Origin of the sequence: Methanohalobium sp. (assembly GCF_018609725.1) — an archaeon.
GTDB lineage: Archaea > Halobacteriota > Methanosarcinia > Methanosarcinales > Methanosarcinaceae > Methanohalobium.
Genome location: NZ_JAHENT010000117.1, coordinates 22,103 through 42,812 on the forward strand (window position 1 = coordinate 22,103; position 20,710 = coordinate 42,812).

Below are 20,710 nucleotides of genomic sequence, written 5' to 3' on the forward strand. Positions count from 1 at the left end.
TTTATAAAATAATTTGTAAATTATTTTTTTGTTAAGTTTTGGCAAGATATATTAACAATAAATAACATTGTTTTTGTAGGTACAATGATTCGTAAATGTAATGAACATGGCTATTTCAGAGGCGAAGTCTGTCCTGAATGTAATACAAAAGGCAGACATGTTCTTGGTGACCGTTATGAAGAACGACTGGGAAAATTCGTATCTGGAGCATTGAGACATTTTCCAAATGCAACAGGTTTAGATATGGATAAAAAAGGTTGGGTAAACCTTGACCAGTTTTGTAATGCTTTAAAGCAGAAATATAAATGGGCAACGAAAGAATCATTAATATCTCTTGTAGAATCTGACATTAAAAACCGATATGAAATCGATGGCGAATATTTGAGAGCTTGCTATGGACACTCGGTAGATGTAGAACTTAACCATTCCGAATGCGAACTTCCATATTTATACTATGGGGTAAGCCAGGAAGAGGCGGATATGATTCTTGAGAATGGTATAAAACCCGTACATCAGCAGTATGTCCATTTAAGTACATCATATGACAAAGCAAATGATGCTGCACAGGTTCATACAGATAATCCTATAATAATAAAAATAGACGCAGATGTTGCAAGAGAAGATGGAATGTCATTCATGTCTGCAACAGATGAAATTGTTTTGGTTAAACAGGTGCCATCAGAGTATTTAAGTGTTGCAAATTTTGATTGATATAATTGAATGAAATGTTTGGTCACTGGGAGGTGACCCGAAATAATCCGTTTTCTTCCATTATATTAAATTCAACATCAAGAAATTGTTTGGTAACCCATATGTTTGTTTTTGTGTGTTGGGTAATATCTCTAACAGTATAAGAACATCCCAGAAAAAGTCCCATATAGGGTATTAACTGGTCAGCAAGATTTATATCAACATCTTCTCCGGATACCAATTCAATGCTTACATTATCTGCAGCCATTTTCCCGACTTCTTCTGCAGGAAAACCTCTTTTTCCCAGCGCACTACCACCACACAAATTTCTCCATAATGTAATACCAGTACCTGTAGAGGGATTGTTTGTGACTTCGGTGGCAATATTACAATCAAAATTTTTATGATTAAGATGGTAGATAGCAGATTCAGCCTGTCTCTGTGAGATATGTTCAGGCAGGTTTGAACAATGTGATATACCATAAATTTTGGAAACTGTTGATTTTTGATTGGAAAAATCAAATTTGTGAAGTTTTTTAGGTTTCAAGTTTGCATACACAATTCCCATACCTTTTGGGTAGTAACCACGTCTGATGTTTTTTATTTCACATGTGTAACCCATTTTTGATAGAGCTGTAACTGTTACATGTTTTAGATAATCAATTGTTGGAGACCAGGCTACATCTGTTCCCCCTGTTATTTTGAGCTGGATATCTTCGTTGGATCTTATAACCAGTGGCATTATACACTGTAACAATAGGGTTATACTTCCTGCAGTTTTTATATCAACGTCGAAGTAACCCCCCTTTATTTCACCTGGAAAAAAACTGATACATGATGACCCCGAATATACTCCATCAATTTGTGCATTGCAAATACGTGCAGCAGTTTCAAGAGTTTTTATATGCTGTTGTTTGAGTCCTGGATTTGAACGAAATTTGCGTATGTTATAAATTTTCACATTTTTACCGGTAGTGGCAGATAGAGCAATCGCAGTTCTGACGATTTGACCTCCGCCTTCACCATATGATCCGTCGATTTCAATCATATTTTTGATTATCCATGTTTTTATAGGCGTCCTTAACAGCATACGTTATAGGGTCTACCAGTTCAGATACTGGTGGAGTGTAACAGGTTTCCATTTTCAACATATCATCAATGGATGTTTTTTTCCTTATTGCAAGGGATAACCCATCGATTCGTTCTTTTACACCTTTTCCGCCAATAATCTGTGCTCCTGAAAGACAACGATTATTGAATAACAGTTTGATGTATATTTTTTCTCCACCCGGATAATATCCTGCTCTTGTAAAACCTGTTGATGAACCGGTTACAGTGTTTATTTTATTTTTATATGCAGTTTCTTCTGTGAGACCGACGTTACCAACCTGATAATCTCCAATAACTCCAATCCACGGATTTGTAATGGGATTAAAAGTTGATGTTTTCTCCAAAAGGTTTTCTGCAATAACAGATGCCATTCTTCTTGCAGTACTTGCAAGCTGACTGACAAAGGGATTTCCGGTTACAAAATCATAAACCTGAGCACATTCTCCGCCTGCAAATACATCATCAAGGTATTTATTATCGTATTTTACCTGCAGTTTATTGTTTACCAACAATCCGCCGCTTTCACCAACAGAGATACCCGTATTTTTTGCAAGTGATACTTCGGGGTTAACGCCTGTAGAAATTACAACGGTGTCAGCAGAGATGTTTTTTATCTTTCCCGTTATATTTTCTTTAATTGTAACCGAATCGGTAGTGTTAGAACCGTTTATGGATACTGGAGTGTGACCTGTCAAAAGGTTGATACCTTTTGAATCAAGATGGTTCTGCAGAATTTGTGACATGTCAGAGTCAAGGTTGTGGGACAACACGGTTTTACTACGGTTGATAAGAGTTGTGTTGATACCTCTTTTTACACCGGCTACAGCGATTTCGACTCCTATCCCTCCAGCACCGATTACTACCAGATTTTTTGATTTTTCCAGGTTATTCTGGATTTCTATCCCATCGGATAATGTTCTAAGTGTATATACATTGTCCATTTTTATAGATTCTTTCAGGGGTTCTGGTATAAAAGGAGAACTACCTGTAGCAACAACAAGTTTATCGTATATTACTGTGTCATTTTGGGTATTTACAGTATGGTTTTCAAGGTCAATGGAGTTAACCTGTGTATTAAGTCGGACATCAATACCCATGTCTTTGAATAACTTTAGATTTTTAACTATAAGTTTGTTGAAATCTGGAATATCACCGGCGAGTACAAAAGGCATTCCGCACTGGCTGTAGGCTGTATGTGAGTCTTTTGATAACACTTTGATGTTGTAATTTCCGTGGCGCTGGACATGAGTAGCAACAGCCATTCCTACAGCTCCACCTCCAATGATAATTAATTCCTGTTTTTTTGTATTTTTCTTTGGTATATTCCCCACCATACTGGTTAATAATTGAGATTGTTTATTAAGTGTATTGTCTATTAGTTTTAAAATCTAGTGATGTTAGGTAATTTCCTAACAAAAAGAATAATTTTATTATGTTTTAAATCTAACTCATTGTTAAAAAGATAAAGGAGGATTAATCATGCCTGATTTATCTATTTCCAAGGGAATTGGCATATTACTGGTAATAGTTGTTTTCAGTAGTGGATTGCTTTTTGCAACTGCTTCAGAATTGAATTTGGGAATAAATAATACAAATAAAATCCCAGAAACTTCTTTGGGTGATGGACAAAATGACTCTCAGATAAATAATACAAACCAGTCTGGATATATCAGTGGACTGGCAAAAATCGATGATATTAATTTGGAAAGAAACCCTGATAATCAATTGCTGGTCAATGTAAGTGGTCACCTTTCTGATGGCTGTACAGAAATTGATGAAATTGTAAAACAAAAAATAAGGAATAAATTTATAATCAATATTACTACCAAAAGACCAAAAGATGCGATGTGTTCTCAGGTAATAAATCTATTTGAGAAAGAATTTAAATTTGATATTAGTGGAATGGATAAGGACAACTTAGAAGTTAAAGTAAATGGGGTAACTAAATCCTATTTATCTGAATGATTTGTTTGTCAGCAAGTAACTTTTATAAAGTTTACTTTGTAAACAATTAAATTTAATATCTTATAAAAATATTGTAACAGTATGGGAGTTGTAGAACTTATTGTGCCTCATTGGATTAGCCCCAAAACTCAGCTAATTTTTTTAGTTCTGCAACTCCACCTCTTTGTTTTAATGACTATTATTACATCTATAATTATTTGTCATATAGTAGTTATTAACCACAAATTTATTAAACTACTACTAACTTCCTATTTATGGGTAATCAATTAATGATTACATTCATAATACAAAAATCACTAATACATTCACAAAAATATTAAAAGATGTGATTATCCAACGCAAAATAGTTTGGATTTAATAAATATTACAGTGTATACAACATCAGTATTACATTAATAATTAAAGACATATAAAAAACAGAACAAGTTTGATATACAATAACAATGATTATGGATTCCAACACATAACAAAGGATTTCGATTTAATAGAAAACTTATAATTGTCACTAATTTGATATAATAATACTTTACAGAAATCCTTACTTATTCAGAATCATCAACCAAAACGCAATAATCATTGAAATCAAATTAATGATTAAAGAGGTAACTCATTGTAATTCAGACAAATAAAGATAAATTGGCATGAGTATCCGGCAGGCAACTCATGTATTAATTGAAAATTCGGTTTCAATCAGAGTACTAACAAAATTAGTGTATTGGGTTTTAAATCAACTGGTTAATCTCAATAATAGTTCTCGAGTTAGATATCAATTTGCCCATCAAACTTGTTCTGTTTTTCTATTTTGCATTGGATAATCCATATTTGATATCTATAACAGCCATTATGGAGATATTCATATGCAAAATCAGAACCATAATCAAAATAATCAAAATCAATCAGCAGATACCACTAAATATATCATCCATTCAAAAATCAGTGCAAATGGAATAATTGAGCGTCCTGATATAGTAGGAGCAATTTTTGGACAGACAGAAGGGTTGCTCGGAAAAGACCTTGACCTGCGTGACCTTCAAAAGACTGGTAGAATAGGAAGGATTGAAGTCTTAATAAGCGGTAAAGGCGGTAAATCAAAAGGAACTATTCTGATACCATCCAGCCTTGACAGAGTTGAAACTTCTGTTCTGGCAGCTGCCCTTGAAACTATAGATAGAGTGGGACCATGCAGTGCCAAAATAGAAGTAAGTAAAATCGAGGATATACGAGCCACAAAAAGAAAAAATATTATTGAAAGAGCTCGAATGATTTATTCTTCGATGTTTGATGACAATCTCCCTGAATCTCAGGAAATCGCAGATGAAGTACGTGAATCCCTGCGAATCCATGAAATGGAATATTATGGTAAAAATAAAATTCCCTGTGGACCGGAAGTATTTGATTCTGATGAAGTGATTCTTGTAGAGGGCCGTGCTGATGTACTTAACCTACTGCGTTATGGGATAAAAAATACAATCTGTGTGGGTGGTACAAATATTCCATCCGAAATAGCGGAAATTACAAAAAAGAGAAACGTAACTGCATTTACAGATGGTGATCGTGGCGGAGTGCTCATAATAAAAGAGCTTTTACAGGTTGCTAATATCGATTATATTGCCAGAGCTCCTGAAGGTAAAAGTGTTGAAGATTTGGTACATAGGGAGGTAATGAGGGCACTACAACAAAGAGTCCCGATAGAACAGGCCATGGAATCATATACTTCAAAACCTGTTGAGTCATCAAAAACTGGAAAGTCTGCAAGGGATTCTAAACGCAAGGATAACAGGTCACAAGATTTACAAAAATCTTCCAGTTTAAAACCGAAAAATCTGGATAAAGAAACCGAGGCTGTGTCCCAACAAGAGGTTCAGGAAAGTTTTACTGAAGAGGTTGAAATAACTGAAGAACCTGTTGTGACTGAAGAACCGGAACCCCAGTTTAAATTTAAACCGCATATAGATGCAATATCCGGTACACTTGATGCACGTCTTCTTGATTCAGGGGAAGAACTGGTTGAGGAAATAGCAGTAAGGGACCTCGTTAATAAATTGAAAAATTATAATGGTGAGGTAGTAAGTGTGGTTTTTGATGGGGTGATAACCCAGAGGATTCTTGATGTATCATCAGAAAAAGGAATCAAAAACCTAGTTGGTGTGAAACTGGGAAATGTGACAAAAGTACCCACAGGAATTAACATTTTTACTGAAAACGATTATTGCTAATTTCTTTATTTCTTTATTTTTTTGTGTCATATTTGTCATGATTAATCATAAATAATAAATAGAAAATTACTTATAAATAATTGGGGAAAATTTTTTCCGTCAATAATGACTTTATTTAAAGTCTAATTAATAATTATCGAGTATATTAAAGTTCATATAAAAACAGCATGATTAATAAAAGGTTGGTCAATATGCACAAAGATGAATTAATACAATTGCATACACTGATGGCTCAATTGAAACGATATTTTGAATGTCAGGGCGTTGAATGTGATTTCAGCGAATACAAGTCCCTGTCCATCAGTCCAGTGCACGTCCACCGTAGCAAGGCAGAGCACAAACATGCAATATTTGTTCTTGGAAATGATATAGCAAAAATAATTTCTGAAGATGAAAATATGGGAGGTGGAAGAACCTCTGAAAGAATGCAGGAACTTGCAGCAAGGACAGGAAATAAGGTTATTCAGGATAATTAAAGGGTATATCCATTTGTAACCCTTGATTCGTATTTATTGTTTATTTTATATCCAGTAGATTATTATATGAATTCATATTACAGGGAGGCTGAAGGTATGCTTTCATTATAATACCGTCTTCACCATCTGAATAATAATTTTTTTCAACCCAGCACTGGACAAAACCCATACTATTGTACAGTTTCTGTGCACGAACATTACTTTTCCTTACCTCAAGTCTGGCATATTTTATTCCTGTCCTGCAGAATAGATTTAATATAGCCTTGAGCAGTTCTGACCCGATACCTTTGTCTCTATAACCTTTTTTTACAGCCAGGGTAAATATACGCCCTTCGTTTTCATATATCTGATATCCTACTACATAGCCCGCTACTTTGTCTCCTACAGTAGCCACTATAAAACCATCACTGTTCATCTCATAAAAATTGATGTAGACGAACGGATTGTGTTCGCTAAATGTTTCTATTTCAATTTCTAAGATGTCCTCAAAATCTTCCGGTTCAAAGTATCGAAGATTCATTGTATCGTTTTGATATTTCCAGTTTATCGGTTAAGTTTTTTTCACATGACGTAATGTTATGGCTATACCCCTTGTGGATTTTTCCATTTCTCTGCCGCTCATCAGTGCTCTGCCTACACCGATAGCATTCTCTCCCGAGATAAGGACTTCATCACCGGGTCTGATTGAAATATCAGCCTCCAGTATTCCCGGTGCAAGAATCGAACCTTTTGGTACAAAACTACCAATTTTGACTACATAATTGTCATGTGGAATTAGCAGTTCAGCACCACGGACAGTTAAAGATAGAGTTCCATGGTGTGGTACAAGAGTAGCGATTTGTTCTTTGTTCAGATAAACCTGATGTTTGGGATAAGGGGCTTTAATTACAGCATCATCTGGAACAAGTATGTTACCTGCACCTTTACCAAACTGGTAATCAGCAATCGCACGCATAAGGTTGTGTTTTGACATTGGTTTTGGTTGGGTGCGTTCATAACTCAGATTTTTAATAGTATCTTTAAGAACCTCAAGAGATTCTTTGGATGTCACATCATTTTCACAGGTATATATGATTTCTATCCCAAGTTTTCTGGCGGCTAAATCACAAACTTTTTTATATGCACCGTCTATATGTGCGATTACATAGGAATATTTGTTTTTAGAAAGATAATTTACAAGACAATCGGTGACCCATTCCACTTCATCGGCGTCCCAATGACCTGTAACTGCGATATCATAATGCGCAGCTGGATATGTAAGTTCAAGTTCTCGGGGAACGATTCCGAGGGGGGATGTCAGGACGAGTTCATGGACGTACTTGCGGTATTTACCCAGAGTATCGATAAATTTCTGGTGGGAATTGGATGTGGAGTAGGGTTTTCGAGCAGAACAAGGGAGTAGCAATAAAATATCCTTTTTAGGAGGGGTGTATCTGTTCTGTACCCTTTCAGCAAAACGGGTGATTTCAGGGCGGTTTAGGGATTCGCTCGTATTTGCAGTAAGTTGAACTGTCCGAGTAGTAGGAAATTGTTCTTCTAAATAACATTGGTCAAAATCTGCAATACGTAAAAGAGCTGTTAACCAGGGTTGACTTCTGCATTGTCCTTCTACGTATTCACGCAGATATCCTTTTCGCATTTTTTCGCGTACAAGAGATAATTCAGAATCAAGCGTATTTTTGTTGTGTTTTTCAAGAATAATCCCACGATTTTCCGCATCCATCGATTTTATATCATCAACGGTTACAGATGCACATGCATCACATCTACATGGCAGTTCTGTGATGTTATAAAGATAAAATTTTCCTGATGATGTTAGATAAATGTCATTGTATGCTGATAAAGTGGCACGGGTATAATCAAATACATCGGCTCCAATATATATAAGCATTGCAAGATTTTCAGGAAGCGCAATGTTTGGAACATAAACAGCAGTATCATGAGGTATTTTTTCTTTCAAATCTTTTAGAGCGTTGAAAAATTGTCTGGCGTTGTTTTCAAGACCGCCACCACCTTCCATTATATATAAGTCACTGTTTTTGGTCTTTTTACCGGGGTGAAAAACACTTCCTGTAGCGCCACTTGTTTCGATATCATAATTACCGGTAGTATCTAATACGGCCTCATCAGGTACATTATAGGGATAATTCTGGTGCGGCAATATTATAAGATTATTCTCACCTACTTTCTGTCGCAACTGGTTTAAATATTGGTTATCAAAAACATGTTGTCCCTGTTTCCATATAGAACCAGCGTCAATAATCGGTAACTTCTCAGTATCTCCGATATCTTCGGTGTTAATAATACATGGTGTTTTTAGTGTCCTACTAAGACTAAGTTTCCCCAATCTTGCTTTTCCGTCTCGTTGTTCTACTTCAAAATGTTTTGTCATGTATCTGTGATACCTCTTTTATAGATGTAAATTTTTGGTTTGATATTTACCGCAACTTTTAAGTTTTTGTATCCTATTTGATACTTAGAGTTTTTGTATGAAATACATTGAAAAACTACATGAGATTGTAGGCAAAAACCGGGTCAGTACTTCTTCTCCAGAACTTTATTGTTATTCATGTGATGCATCCCAGATAAAAGGTATGCCAGATTATGTAGTACGTCCCGATAGTACAGAGCAGGTATCCAAGATTGTACAGTTTGCAAATAAACACAAAATACCGGTAACCTCAAGAGGTGCAGGAACAGGTCTTGCAGGAGGAGCAGTACCAATAAGCGGAGGTATTGTTCTTGATCTGTCATCCATGAACCGGATACTTGATGTAGATATTGAAAATCTTCAGGTAGCTGTTGAACCGGGAGTTGTTCATGCCAAACTCAATGAAAAACTAAAATATCATGGATTTTTCTTTCCACCTGATCCTGGCAGTTCCGCTATGTGTACTATAGGTGGATTAATCGCCAACAATGGAAGTGGTATGCGTTCGGTCAAATATGGAACAAGCTCCCGTTATGCACTCGACCTTGAAGTTGTTATGGCTGACGGAACAGTTATCAATACAGGTTCAAAGACCCTGAAAACGGTTGCAGGTTACAATCTGACAGGTCTGATGGTGGGTTCTGAAGGCACGCTTGGAATTATTACAAAAGCGGTGTTGAAAGTAGCTCCACTTCCCAAAGCACGTACTGTAATACTGGCATCGTTTGAAAATCCCGAACTTGCGGGAGAAGGGGTGGTTAAAACACTGTCATCAGGAATAGTCCCTTCTGCATGTGAAATACTTGACAAAACTGCGATTGAAGCGTTAAATGCATTTGACCCGAACCTTAATTTACCCGATGTAGGCGCTATTTTAATGTTTGAAGTTGATGGTACAGGAGGTGCGGTAGAAGAGGGAGCTAAATTAATAGAATCTTCCTGTTCATCACTTGCGACCAATGTTAAAAGTGCATCAACCAAACAGGAAAGTGAAGAATTATGGAGAGCCAGAAGATTGGTGGGTGCTGCCATTTCCCGACTTGATCCCAATCGTACACGTGTGTATGTAGGTGAAGATGTAGGTGTTCCTATCAAAGAAATACCCAAGATGCTTAAAAAAGTTCGTGAAATCTCAGAAGAATTCAATATCCCAATTATGACATACGGACATATAGGTGATGGAAACCTGCATACAGGAATGGCTATTGATGTGCTGGATGACAGCCAGTGGGACAGTTTGAATAAAGCCGGTGATAAAATACATAGAACTGCTATAGAACTTGGCGGAACAGTTAGTGCAGAACACGGTATAGGTGGAGCTCGTTCTAAATATATGGAACTTGAACTTGGTCCTGCGCTGGATGTAATGCTTAATATCAAAAATGCACTTGATCCAAATAACATACTTAACCCCGGAAAACTGGGGGTGTAATCAAATTCATGACTGAATCAGAAGACAAATCCGATTCTTATCTCAGGTCAATACTAAAATGTGTACGTTGTGGAACATGCCGTTCAGTATGTCCTGTCTTTGATGAACTTGGCTGGGAATCATCAGGAGCTCGTGGACGTATGCTTATAGCACATGCTCTTTCACAGGGTATGGATGTTGATTCTGATGTACTGAACAGCCTCAACACATGTACTACTTGTGGTTTATGTGAGCAAAATTGTCCATCAGGAGCAAAACCTCCAGATGTTATTGAAGATACCAGACGTCAGCTTGTTTTGAAAAACAAAATGACAGATAAACAGGCTGAACTCAGGGAAAATGTAACCAAATACGGAAACCCACTTGCAGAAACATCTGACAGATATTCTTGGCTGGGGCAAGAATCTGCAGATATTAAAAGCCATGCAGAATATGTATTTTTTGTGGGATGTCTTGAATCTTATCGATATCCAGAGGTAGCAAAAACGACATTCGATATATTGAAAAAGTTCGATGTAACTCTCTTACCGAATGAGCATTGCTGCGGGTCACCTCTGATTCGTACCGGTTTTGAAGCGGATGATGTGACCGAGGAGAATGTAGAACAGATTAGAAAAATCGGAGCTCATACAGTTATTACTGGGTGTGCAGGTTGCTATACCACTTTCAAAAATGATTATCCAGATGAGTTTAATGTTAAACATGTTTCAGAATTTCTGGCAGACCATATAGATGAACTGGATTTAAATCCACTGGATATAACTGTTACCTATCATGACCCCTGCCATATAGGGAGAAAACATGGAATATACGAGGCACCTCGAAAAGTTATAAAGGCAATCTGTAATCTCAAGGAGATGAACTCAATACGGGAAAGTGCCAGATGCTGTGGAGGAGGCGGAGGAGTTCTTTCTGGATATCCAGAATTATCCCATTCAATTGCAGAAACACGGATGGCTGAAGTACCGGAAGGTGTGGATTACGTGGTAACTTCATGTCCAATGTGTCGTAGAAACCTGAGTCGGGGCAATAAAAATATTCCAGTAATAGACCTTGTTGAACTTGTGGCACTTGCCATAAAATAAAATTAAAAAAAGGATCATTTCTTATTTTTTCTTCGTGATATCAGGCATTTCCATGCGTTACCTATAAGATCCATACGGTTGGCTTTTTTCAATCCTTCGTATACCAGTTTGTGGTTTTTCGGATTTTTATACTGGAGAAGTGCACGCTGGATACGTTTTTCTTTCGGAGAATCCGGTATATACACCTTTTTACCTGTGAAAGGGTCGATTCCAGTATAGAACATGCAGGTAGAAACAGTCATAGGAGTAGGTGTAAAATCCTGTACCTGTTCTGTATATCTGCCAGTATCCCTTATATATTCAGCCAGTTCTACCATGTTTTCGATTTTGCTGCCTGGATGACCTGAAATTAAAAAGCTTACAAGGTACTGTTCTTTTCCAAATTTTTTGTTGATTTCATTGAATTTACTGGCAAACTCTTCAAAAACCTGTTTTCCCGGTTTTCGCATGACATCTGTTACCTCATCAGAGAAATGTTCAGGAGCAACCTTAAGCTGTCCTCCTACATGATGAGCACACAGTTCTTCCATATAATTTTCATCCTGTAGAGCAAGGTCATGACGGATACCATAACCAATGAGAACTTTTGAAACACCGGGTATCTGTCTTAGACGCCTTAACATATCAATACTTTTGTTATGTTTTGTGTCAAGAGATGGACAGGGTTCAGGATAAAGACAGAATTTGTTTTTACATACACCACTTTTGTGCCATTTTTTACATTCCATCCCATACATATTGGCACTGGGTCCACCTACACCTGATATAGTGCCTTTAAAATCAGGTCGTTCTGTGAACCCGGTAGCTTCTCTAACAATAGATTCAATACTTCGGCTTGTTATTATACGCCCTTGATGCTGGGTTATAGCACAGAATGAGCAGTTACCAAAACACCCTCTGTGAGAAGTTATTGAAAATTTAACTGTGTCCAGTGCAGGGATGGGTTCTTTATATGAAGGGTGAGTTTCCCTTGTAAAAGGTAGTTCATAAACATGGTCAAGTTCCTGCTGGGTCAATGGACGCATTGGTTTGTTCTGGACGATTATGGTTTTAGGGTGGGGCTGGATAATGGCTTTTCCATTTATGTAATCCTGTTCCTCATATATCGTTTTAAAGGCGCTTGCATATGATTTTTTATTTGTGGAAACTTCATCGTAGGATGCAATTTCCACGTAATCATTTAAATAATCATCTTTCTGCTTTTTCCATTTTTTAACCGCAAGTTTCCATACAGTTCCATCGATATTTTGTATTTCGTTGACCGATTTACCATTGTCAAGTTGTTTGGCTATTTCTATGGTTTGTAATTCTCCCATTCCGTAAACCAGTATATCGGCGGGAGCATCGGCAAGTATCGATTTGCGGACTTTATTGGATAAATAATCATACTGCGCAAAACGTCTAAGCGATGCTTCTATACCACCGAGTACAATGGGTACATCAGGATATACCTCTTTTAATCGGTTTGTATAAACCAATGTAGCTCTGTTGGGACGGCGGTTTTTCTCACCACCCGGTGAATATGCGTCACTGCTTCGCGGTTTCAGACTGGAAGTATAGTTGCTGACCATAGAATCGGTATTACCCGCAGTGACTGCAAAAAAGAGCCTTGGTTTTCCCAATTTTTTGAAATCATTGATGTTGTTCCAATCCGGCTGTGCAATGATACCTACACGGAATCCTTCATCTTCCAGTACACGTCCTATGATAGTGGCCCCGAACCCAGGATGATCTACATATGCATCTCCGGTTATAATAATCACATCCAGCTCTTCCCACCCGCGTTTATTTGCATCTTCCAAACTCATGGGAAGAAAATCGGATGTCGGGAATATATTGTGTTTGAATTTTTTCATAATTGTAAGTATTTTAGTTGTTTGGATGCCTGATGTGATTGTTTAATCTGTCCATTCACATTGTCAACACTGACATTGCCATGTCCAGGATACAGAACTTTTACATCAAATTCGGTAAGCTTTTCTATTGATTTTTCCAGTTTATCGGCAGATCCACCATCAAGATCAGTGCGTCCAACACTGCCTGAAGGGAATACAGTATCACCTGAAAACAGAGATTTAGATTGCGGCTCATAGAGGCATATACAACCTTTTGTGTGTCCCGGGGTATGGATAATTTGAAGGTATTCATCATCTGCAATTTGTACCTTGTCACCATCTTTGTAGATAATATCTGGTTCTATACCGGGAGCTTTGTATCCGAAAAGGTCTGCGGCACTTGCACTGTTGTCTTTTAGACATTCAACATCATCTTCATGGATTGCTATTTTTGCTCCACTTTTATCTGCAACCTCTGAAGCTGCACCTGAGTGGTCAAAATGGCAATGGGTAAGTATTATTTCATCTAATGTGTTTAGGCCGATATGGTTTTCAAGTTCCTTTATCAATGTTGCCGCATCCATACCGGTATCGATAAGGAATTTTTTGTTAATCAGGTAAATATTGGAATCATAGGGTGAAGCATTGATTTTTTGTACATGCATAGTTTATGCTCCTTTTTATCAAATAGGTCATATTTGGTTTACAATCCAAAAACACGATTCGTATTTTCTGCAGTTTTATAAGCTATATATGATGCATCTGTGTTTAGGATGTTTGCTATTGTCTCCACAGAATTGACAATAAATGCTGGTTCATTTCTTTTTCCACGATGTGGTGATAAATAGGGGCTGTCTGTTTCCAGCAACGTTTTATCAATGGGTAATTCTCTAACAAGGAATTGATGGTGTTTAGAAAAACATACAAGAGTTGCTATGGATATGTAGTATCCCATACCGGTAATTTTTTTCATGGTTTCAATTGAACCACTGTAACAGTGGAAAACAACATTATCAAGGTGTTGGACAAGGTTTAATATTTTGTCTTCGGCATCTCTTCCATGGATTACAAGGGTTTTGTCAAATGAGTCAGCCAATTCAACGACCTTTTTGAATGCCTGCAACTGGTCATCTTTTTCAGACTCATTTTTGCAGTGATAAAAGTCCATGCCTGCTTCTCCAATACCGACTGTAGCTTCAAGATTTTGCTCAATCTGGGACAGAATATCATCAACAACATTATCCTTTGAATTAGAAGCTACCATAGGGCTTAAGCCAAGGGTGGCATGAATATTGGGATATTTACCAGAAAGTTTTAAACTTGATTCATTTGTCTTGTAATCTATTCCGGAATTTATTAGTTCTGTTACTCCGTTAAGATTTGCACGTTCTATAGCTTCTTCTCTGTCTTTATTGAATTTTTTAAAATCGAGATGGCAATGTGAATCGATTATATTGTATGACATATATGAATCTGGTATTAACTTTTACTTTTTAGCATAATGTTTAGGGATGTTATTAAAGCATCAACTGATGCAATCACAATATCCGCACTTGCTGAACGTGCTGATATTATTTTTCCTTTCTCATCTTCTACGCCAATGGTAACTTCAGCGAGAGCATCTGATCCACCTGAGATTGCTTCTATCCGGAAATCGTGAATATTTATTGTAGCATATTCCCCGATTATCTCCTCTACCGCTTTTATAGCGGCATCAACAGGACCTACACCTGTGTTTGATGCAATTGTTTCACTGTCTCTGATAACCGCCTTTACAACGGCAGTAGGTGTACTTATATTCCCAGTCATGACAGAAAGTTCTTTCAGTTTGATGGCATCTTTTCCGGAAGGTTTACCCATCACAGTGGACGCAATAGTATATAGATCGGCATCTGTTATACGTTTGCCCTTATCAGCGATTGATTTTATGTTGTCGATTATTTCATTTAATTGTTCATCTGTTGGGTAGATTCCTGCAGTTTCTAGTGATTTTTTAATTGCGTGTTTGCCTGCATGTTTTCCAAGTACAATACGCCGGTTTTGACCAACCATTTCAGGAGTCATTATGCCGGGTTCAAAGGTATCGGACTTCTCAAGTACACCATGTGTATGTATTCCAGATTCGTGGGCAAAAGCGTTTTCTCCAACAATAGGCATATGCGCTGGAATGTTGATGCCAGTATATCGCTCTATCATTTTTGCAGTTTCCATTATATATTCGGTGTTTATGTAGGTCTTTGCACCGTAAATGGAGTTTAAACTCATTGCAGTTTCTGCAAGATCAGCGTTTCCGGCTCTTTCACCCAGACCGTTTATAGTAACCTGTGTTTGACTTGCTCCAGCTTCCACTGCCATCAGGCTGTTAGCTACTGCCAGTCCAAAATCATTGTGGCAGTGGACGTCAATAGGTATGTTTACATTATTATTGATATCACTTATAAGGTTATACATACTGGAAGGGGACATTACTCCTACGGTATCAGGTACATTAATAATGTCGCATCCTGCATTTTCAACTGATTTGTATATATCAATAAGGTAATCATAATCAGTGCGTGTGGCGTCCATGGCTGAAAATAGGCATTTTATATCATAATCTTTTATGTATTCCACAGCATCAACTGCCATCTCCAAAACTTCTTCCTTGCTTTTATTTATGGTATGTATCCTCTGCACATCAGATGTAGATACAAATGTGTGAATCATATCTACGCCGGTTTCTACACATGCGTCAATGTCTTCTCTTTTGACCCTTGCAAGACCACAAACATCAAGACTTAATCCTGCATTTGCTATAGCCTGTACAGATTCACGATCGCCTTTAGTTGAAACTGCAAACCCTGCTTCCAGAACATCTACACCTAATTTATCGAGCTGGTGTGCAATATTCAACTTTTGTTCTGTATTTAATGAGATACCAGGAGTTTGTTCTCCGTCACGAAGTGTGGTGTCAAAAATACTTATTTGTTTGTTTCTGATATGTTCAGTCCCGTAAAAAACGATCCCTCTTATTCACTTTTATAACCATAGTTATCTGGAATAAAATTATCAATTATAGTATAAAAATAAAACGTTGCTTTTTGGATTATAATCGCTTATTTTTTATTTATAGGTTGTAACTGATGTAAAATCACTTTAATTTATACTTTTTCTTATATATCCTATATTCAAGTATAGAGAATATATATAGATATATATTTTATATGGAAAACATATATATAACCTATTGTGAATTCGGAATTGGGATCAACATGAAAAAAGATGAATTATCAAATACCAATGTAAAGAAAACAGTATTAATGTTGATCGGTATTATTGCATTTTCAGTTGCTTTAGCTGGATGTGTAAGTGATACCGGACAGAATGATGACCAATCACAAGACCAGAGCGCAGATAGTGGAAATGGAGAAAACCAACAACTTTCTGGTCAGGTTATAGTTGATGGAAGTAGTACAGTTTATCCCGTATCTCAGGCAATGGCAGAAGAATTCAAGAAACAGCATTCTGAAGTCAAAGCTTCAGTAACATCCTCGGGAACAGGTGGAGGTTTCAAGAAATTCGTCCAGGGTGAAACCGATATCAACGATGCCAGTAGACCAATAACGCCCAGTGAATCACAAAAATGCAAGGAAAATGGAATTGAATATGTGGAATTTAAGGTTGCTACAGACGGAATATCTGTTGTAGTAAACCAGAATGCTAACTGGATAGATTCTGTATCCAAAGACACACTGGCTGAAATTTGGGGTCCAGAAAATCCTCCGCAAAAATGGAGTGATGTAAAATCCGAGTGGCCTGATAAAAATGTAGAACTTTATGGACCAACCAGTGCATCAGGTACTTTTGATTTCTTTACTGAAAATATAGTCGGTGAAGAAGATTCCAGTAGAACTGATTACCAAACAACAGAAAATGATAATTTCATAATTAAGGGTGTAAAAGGTTCAGAAAATGCAATGGGATATTTAGGTTATGCCTATTATCAGCAAAATGAGGATAATGTTAAAGCAATAGGTATAAACGGAGTAAAACCTACGGTAGAGTCTATATCTAATGGGGAGTATCCTCTGTCAAGACCTCTGTATTTTTATGTAAACATCGACCATCTTAAAGAAAATGAGACACTTAGAGAATTTGTTAAATTCTATATAGAAAATGCTGATGGTGAGATAATAAGACAGGTCGGATATGTTCCAGCTACAGAATCTCATCAAAATGATTTGATGAATAAATTTGAAAATGTAATGGATGGAAATTATGAAGTCAACTACAAAAGTTGATTTATAAACAAATATTCTTCCTACTTTTTAATTTTTTTAATTACGCAGAGCCGTAAAAACTTTATAGCCAATATACGTTTTACGAACAAATAAAACAGTCTGATAACAAAATATTTTTTGATGGATACCAACAAAAAAGGCTGGAATCATGGATAACAGGCTTAAAATTAAAAGAACCAATCCTAAAGTTTTAAAAGAACGTGCGATTAAATCGGCATTGTTTTCCTGTGCTTTTGTATCTTTGCTGGTTACTATACTTATAATCGCTACTCTATTAGGGGATGCTATTAACTTTTTTACTGAAGTTTCGATTGTGGAATTTTTAACTGGTACAAACTGGTCTCCTTCTATGAAACCCTATAGTTTTGGTGTATTACCACTTGTTACAGGAACATTAATGATTACTGTCATATCAGCGGTAGTAGCAGTTCCACTAGGTGTTGCAACTTCTGTTTATTTAAGTGAATATGCAGATAAGAAAGTAAGAAAAGTGGTAAAACCTGTTCTTGAAGTATTGGCAGGTATCCCTACAGTAGTCTATGGTTTTTTTGCATTGACTTTTATAACACCAGTGCTACAGACCATATTTCCTGAAATAAGTCTGTACAATGCGTTAAGCGCTGGAATAGTAGTAGGTATTATGATACTTCCTATGATATCCAGTCTTAGTGAAGATGCTATGAGTTCTGTACCGGATGACCTGAGGGATGGAGGATATGCGCTTGGAGCATCAAAATTTAATGTGACAACCGGCATTGTGGTACCTGCATCTATTTCTGGTATTCTTTCTTCGTTTATACTGGGCATATCAAGAGCTATAGGTGAAACAATGGCAGTAACTATTGCAGCTGGCAGACTTGCAAACATGTCAGTTGACCCTCTAAAATCTATAGAGACAATGACCGCTGCAATGGTTGAAGTTGCTGAAGGGGACATAGCAGCTGGGACAGCTGCATATGATTCGCTTTTTGCGATAGGTCTCTTGTTGTTTGTAATTACACTTGCAATGAATATGGTTAGTCAGTATCTTAAATCAAGATACAAGGAGAAATACTGAATGGATGTTAGATCAAATAAAGGGGACTTAAAAGGGCAAATATTCCTGTTTTTACTTGTAATTGCAACGTGCGTTGGTGTGGCGTCCCTTGCAATATTGGTCTATAGCGTGTTGGAAGATGCAACAGGTTGGTTTGACCTTGCGTTTATATTCAATTCGCCATCTAGGTTTCCTGAAGAAGCGGGTATATATCCAGCACTTATAGGATCTATTTATCTGATGTTGCTTGTAGCAGTTTTTTCATTTCCGCTTGGTGTAGGAACTGCTATATATCTTGAGGAATATGCGGGGCAAAGTCGAATCAAAAATATAATTGAATTAAATATATCGAATTTAGCAGCTGTACCTTCTATAGTTTATGGTTTACTTGGGCTGGCTCTATTTGTTAGAGCGTTAAATATGGGGAGAAGTCTTATTGCAGGTGCTTTAACACTTACGCTTTTAATTCTTCCTATTGTGATTGTATCGTCACAGGAGGCTATAAGAGCAGTACCTGATTCGCTCAGGGATGCTTCCTATGGAATAGGATCTACCAAATGGCAGACAATTAGAAAAATAGTTATTCCTGAGGCCTTGCCTGGTATAATGACTGGAACAATTTTGTCATTGTCCAGAGCAATAGGTGAAACAGCACCTTTGATTATGATAGGGGCTGCTACTTCTATGTATTCAGCGCCTGATGGTATATTCAGTCTTTTCAGTGCAATGCCTCTGCAAATCTATGCATGGGTCGGGCAGCCTCAATATGCTTTCCAGGAAGGTGTTGCTTCTGCAGGTATATTATTGCTACTGATTGTACTTTTAACCATGAATTCAGTGGCTATACTAATTCGAAATAGGTTCCAAAGGTGAAACTTAATGCCAAATATAAATGTAGAGGAAGCATTAGCAGGAGATTCTGCAAATGTTAAATCTTTTAATAATCCCATCATTGATGTAGAAAATCTTAATTTATGGTATGGTGAAACTCATGCATTAAATGAGATAACTTTAGAAATACCTGAAAAACAGGTAACTGCTATCATTGGTCCAAGTGGTTGTGGTAAATCAACTTTTCTGCGCACATTAAACAGGATGAATGATAGGATTCCAAATGTTAGAATTGAAGGAAGTATCATCTATGATGGGATAAATATCTATGAAGGAGATATTGATGTGGCAACATTAAGAAAAGAAGTTGGGATGGTATTTCAAAAGCCTAATCCATTCCCCAAATCTATCTATGAAAATGTTGCTTATGGTCCCAAGGTGCATGGTGTTAATGATAAGACCAAATTAAATGAAGTTGTAGAGAAAAGTTTGAAGAATGCGGCTCTTTGGGATGAGGTAAAGGATCGGCTTGATGCTTCAGCTATGGACCTTAGCGGAGGTCAGCAGCAGAGGTTGTGTATTGCCAGAGCTTTAGCAGTTGAACCTAAAGTTTTACTGATGGATGAACCAGCCTCTGCTCTTGATCCTGTAGCAATGTCTAAGATTGAAGATTTAATTCATGAACTTAAAAAGAATTATACTGTAGTAATAGTAACTCATAATATGCAGGAAGCTGCAAGAGTCAGTGATTATACAGCCTTCTTCCATCTGGGTGAATTAATAGAATATTCCAAAACCAAGAAGCTTTTTGAAAATCCTGATAAAAGAATGACTGAAGAGTATATAACTGGAAGGTTTGGATGAATGAGACATCCTGACCGTAACTTTTATATATTAAGATGTTGTTGTGAGGATGCTCTTTATGAGGCGAGTTGGTGCGAACGATGCATCAATTTATGAGTCGTAAAGGGTTAAAATTTGAACATCACAAATTTTGATTATTCGTTAAATAAACCTCATCTATGTATGAGGTGGAGACATAAATTATATATAACATGAACAACCTATATCAGAGGTTGCTCATCACCTCCATAAGTGGAGATAGGAGTTTTTTCCTGTCTGACGTTGGATCTGCCAGTTCGGTTAATCTTGACTGGTGGTGGTTGTTATTCTATACAATCGCTATCAAAGGGAAAGCTGGACTGTTCAGTTACTGAATTAACCCTGCAATTTCTATGATTGTAATATACCAGGTGGACTTAAGTAAGTTGGTATGACCAATAGTGAGTTCGACCAAATTTTTCATCTAAAATTCTGGTTGAT

General features: G+C 37.0%; 18 protein-coding genes. 10 read left to right on the forward strand and 8 right to left on the reverse strand.

Features of this window, described 5'->3' with window-relative positions; translation table 11 throughout:
- Positions 1-84 precede the first annotated feature (84 nt).
- Positions 85-711: an RNA 2'-phosphotransferase gene (locus tag QZ276_RS07975; protein ID WP_292486932.1), complete on the forward strand. Its 627-nt coding sequence runs from the start codon at positions 85-87 to the stop codon at positions 709-711.
- Positions 712-733: 22 nt separating this feature from the next.
- On the opposite strand, the gene rtcA is transcribed toward QZ276_RS07975, so the two are convergent.
- Positions 734-1,738 (reverse strand): RNA 3'-terminal phosphate cyclase, encoded by a 1,005-nt coding sequence (gene rtcA, locus QZ276_RS07980; protein WP_292486934.1) that lies wholly within the window; start codon positions 1,736-1,738, stop codon positions 734-736.
- Positions 1,731-3,134, reverse strand: a complete 1,404-nt coding sequence (locus QZ276_RS07985; RefSeq protein WP_292486936.1) for an FAD-dependent oxidoreductase — start codon at positions 3,132-3,134, stop codon at positions 1,731-1,733. The genes rtcA and QZ276_RS07985 overlap by 8 nt, the downstream gene beginning before the upstream one ends.
- A gap of 145 nt (positions 3,135-3,279) precedes the next feature.
- Between QZ276_RS07985 and QZ276_RS07990 the strand changes: the two genes are divergently transcribed.
- The 3 genes from QZ276_RS07990 to QZ276_RS08000 all read left to right on the forward strand — a co-directional run bounded on the left by QZ276_RS07990 (position 3,280) and on the right by QZ276_RS08000 (position 6,457).
- The gene (locus QZ276_RS07990; RefSeq protein ID WP_292486938.1) at positions 3,280-3,765 is read left to right on the forward strand and encodes a hypothetical protein; all 486 of its coding nucleotides are present in this window, start codon (positions 3,280-3,282) and stop codon (positions 3,763-3,765) included.
- 857 nt (positions 3,766-4,622) lie between these two features.
- The gene (gene dnaG / locus QZ276_RS07995) at positions 4,623-5,981 is read left to right on the forward strand and encodes a DNA primase DnaG (protein WP_292486940.1); all 1,359 of its coding nucleotides are present in this window, start codon (positions 4,623-4,625) and stop codon (positions 5,979-5,981) included.
- A 191-nt stretch (positions 5,982-6,172) separates the two neighbouring features.
- Positions 6,173-6,457: a UPF0058 family protein gene (locus QZ276_RS08000; RefSeq protein WP_013193533.1), complete on the forward strand. Its 285-nt coding sequence runs from the start codon at positions 6,173-6,175 to the stop codon at positions 6,455-6,457.
- Between the two features lie 40 nt (positions 6,458-6,497).
- Here QZ276_RS08000 and rimI read toward each other — a convergent pair whose 3' ends face one another.
- Entirely contained in the window at positions 6,498-6,977 is a 480-nt protein-coding gene (gene rimI / locus QZ276_RS08005) for a ribosomal protein S18-alanine N-acetyltransferase (RefSeq protein ID WP_292486943.1), read from the reverse strand.
- 30 nt (positions 6,978-7,007) lie between these two features.
- Entirely contained in the window at positions 7,008-8,849 is a 1,842-nt protein-coding gene (gene arcS, locus QZ276_RS08010; protein ID WP_292486945.1) for an archaeosine synthase subunit alpha, read from the reverse strand.
- A gap of 97 nt (positions 8,850-8,946) precedes the next feature.
- Here arcS and QZ276_RS08015 point away from each other — a divergent pair, with 97 nt between their 5' ends.
- Positions 8,947-10,320, forward strand: a complete 1,374-nt coding sequence (locus tag QZ276_RS08015; protein WP_292486947.1) for an FAD-binding oxidoreductase — start codon at positions 8,947-8,949, stop codon at positions 10,318-10,320.
- An 8-nt stretch (positions 10,321-10,328) separates the two neighbouring features.
- Positions 10,329-11,405 carry a (Fe-S)-binding protein gene (locus tag QZ276_RS08020; protein WP_292486949.1) on the forward strand — a complete coding sequence of 359 codons (1,077 nt, stop codon included), beginning with the start codon at positions 10,329-10,331 and terminating at the stop codon, positions 11,403-11,405.
- 14 nt (positions 11,406-11,419) lie between these two features.
- Here QZ276_RS08020 and QZ276_RS08025 read toward each other — a convergent pair whose 3' ends face one another.
- From QZ276_RS08025 to QZ276_RS08040, 4 genes are read right to left on the reverse strand one after another with little or no spacing between them, the layout of a single operon-like run.
- Positions 11,420-13,261: a YgiQ family radical SAM protein gene (locus tag QZ276_RS08025; protein WP_292486951.1), complete on the reverse strand. Its 1,842-nt coding sequence runs from the start codon at positions 13,259-13,261 to the stop codon at positions 11,420-11,422.
- Entirely contained in the window at positions 13,258-13,905 is a 648-nt protein-coding gene (locus tag QZ276_RS08030) for an MBL fold metallo-hydrolase (RefSeq protein WP_292486953.1), read from the reverse strand. The genes QZ276_RS08025 and QZ276_RS08030 overlap by 4 nt, the downstream gene beginning before the upstream one ends.
- A gap of 38 nt (positions 13,906-13,943) precedes the next feature.
- Positions 13,944-14,705, reverse strand: a complete 762-nt coding sequence (locus QZ276_RS08035; protein ID WP_292486955.1) for a TatD family hydrolase — start codon at positions 14,703-14,705, stop codon at positions 13,944-13,946.
- 14 nt (positions 14,706-14,719) lie between these two features.
- Positions 14,720-16,252, reverse strand: a complete 1,533-nt coding sequence (locus tag QZ276_RS08040) for a 2-isopropylmalate synthase (RefSeq protein WP_292486965.1) — start codon at positions 16,250-16,252, stop codon at positions 14,720-14,722.
- Positions 16,253-16,491: 239 nt separating this feature from the next.
- On the opposite strand from QZ276_RS08040, the gene QZ276_RS08045 reads away from it, so the two are divergent.
- The 4 genes from QZ276_RS08045 to pstB all read left to right on the forward strand — a co-directional run bounded on the left by QZ276_RS08045 (position 16,492) and on the right by pstB (position 20,251).
- A complete protein-coding gene (locus QZ276_RS08045; protein WP_292486957.1) occupies positions 16,492-17,520 on the forward strand; it encodes a PstS family phosphate ABC transporter substrate-binding protein in 1,029 nt (342 codons plus the stop codon).
- A gap of 148 nt (positions 17,521-17,668) precedes the next feature.
- Positions 17,669-18,577 carry a phosphate ABC transporter permease subunit PstC gene (gene pstC / locus QZ276_RS08050; protein ID WP_292486959.1) on the forward strand — a complete coding sequence of 303 codons (909 nt, stop codon included), beginning with the start codon at positions 17,669-17,671 and terminating at the stop codon, positions 18,575-18,577.
- Positions 18,578-19,429 carry a phosphate ABC transporter permease PstA gene (gene pstA, locus QZ276_RS08055; protein WP_292486961.1) on the forward strand — a complete coding sequence of 284 codons (852 nt, stop codon included), beginning with the start codon at positions 18,578-18,580 and terminating at the stop codon, positions 19,427-19,429.
- 6 nt (positions 19,430-19,435) lie between these two features.
- On the forward strand, positions 19,436-20,251 hold the full coding sequence (pstB, locus tag QZ276_RS08060) for a phosphate ABC transporter ATP-binding protein PstB (RefSeq protein WP_292486963.1): 816 nt from the start codon (positions 19,436-19,438) through the stop codon (positions 20,249-20,251).
- Positions 20,252-20,710: the final 459 nt, after the last annotated feature.